This window comes from Microcystis sp. LE19-84.1B, assembly GCF_027531875.1.
GTDB lineage: Bacteria > Cyanobacteriota > Cyanobacteriia > Cyanobacteriales > Microcystaceae > Microcystis > Microcystis panniformis.
In genome coordinates this window covers 1-1,315 of record NZ_JAPZSR010000381.1, presented here as the reverse complement: position 1 = coordinate 1,315, position 1,315 = coordinate 1, and the positions used below count along the sequence as shown (strand labels likewise).

Here is a 1,315-nt window from a genome sequence, read left to right as displayed (position 1 = left end):
ATTAAGTCGTTAGACTTAACTAAACGGAGTGCCACACTTTTGACAAACTCTTCTCGTTGCCTACTTACTCTTAAATGTTTCCGAGCATATCGCTTTCTAGCCTTGTGATAATTACGAGATTGTTTTTTACCCTTACGGTATTTCTTTGACTTTTTCCTGTTTAATCGGTTTAGTTGTTTTTCAGCTTTTCGATAGTAGTTCGGACAATCAATTTGATGGCCTTCGCTATCTACTAAGAAAAACTTTAATCCGACATCAATCCCAGTGGCTTTCTGGGAAGGTGTTAAAGGTTTAACCGTGTCTCTGGGGTCTAATTTAATGCAGAACTGCACATAGTAACCATCGGCACGATTAAGGATTCTTACCCGTTTAATCTGGTCTGGTTGATAATAATTAATATCTCTAGAGCCAATCAGTTTAAGAGTCCCAATACCTTTTTTGTCTGTAAAGGTAATATGGCGTTTATCTTTTGATAGCTTCCATCCAGATACTTTATACTCAACGGAACGGGAATGTTTTTTAAACTTAGGGTAGCCTTTCTTTCCTTTAACTTTATTTTGGCAATTATCGTAAAACCGAGTAATTGCCCGCAAGGTTCTTTCTACGGCAGTCTGGCAAGCATGGGAGTTTAAATCATCAACAAATTTAAACTCTTTCCTTAGTGCCGTGTTGTACCGAAATAACTCTGTTTTGCCAACACCCCGATTATCCATCCAATAACGCAGGACTTTATTCCGAACAAATTGGGTTGTCCGTATTGCCTCATTAATGGCTTCTATTTGATTAGGTTTTGGCTTAACTTTGTATTTTAGTACAAACATTTTGACATTGCTTGATCGAGTATCGACATCTTAACACAAAATTCCTTAAGTTGACAGGCTCTTCGGTTTGTGTTATGCAATGGACGGGGGTTATAAGGGATGGAACCCTTATATAGAAAGGCATTTAGCGATTTTTGTTAATTGTTTTTTATCTAGAGCGAACTAATCAATTAAGTCTCTTGCCAGATAAGGATTTAGTCGATTTATGCCCCCCTATCGAACCATACCAAGTAACGAAGAACCAGTTGACAATACATATTTAAGATGGAGCTGCCCGACCCTGCGCGGGCATGGCGGGGCTTGTACCCAAATTTTCGGTCAACTAATGTTAGCTTCTCTTGATAATTGATCATCGGAAATTTTGGGTCTGAAACCCCGCCGTAGAACGGCGGCTTTACGTTAGAATTAAAAGGCCAGTCTCGAAAACCAAGTGGACGGCGCAGCACCTTGAAAACTCGGCTTAGGGGGTTCCGACCAGAAAAGCTTGGCCGGGT

General features: G+C 40.1%; 1 protein-coding gene. It reads right to left on the bottom strand.

Annotated elements, in window-relative coordinates; translation table 11 throughout:
• The coding region (locus O9324_RS21520) for an RNA-guided endonuclease InsQ/TnpB family protein (protein WP_288141266.1) at positions 1–821 on the bottom strand (821 nt) is incomplete at its 3' end.
• Positions 822–1,315 lie beyond the last annotated feature (494 nt).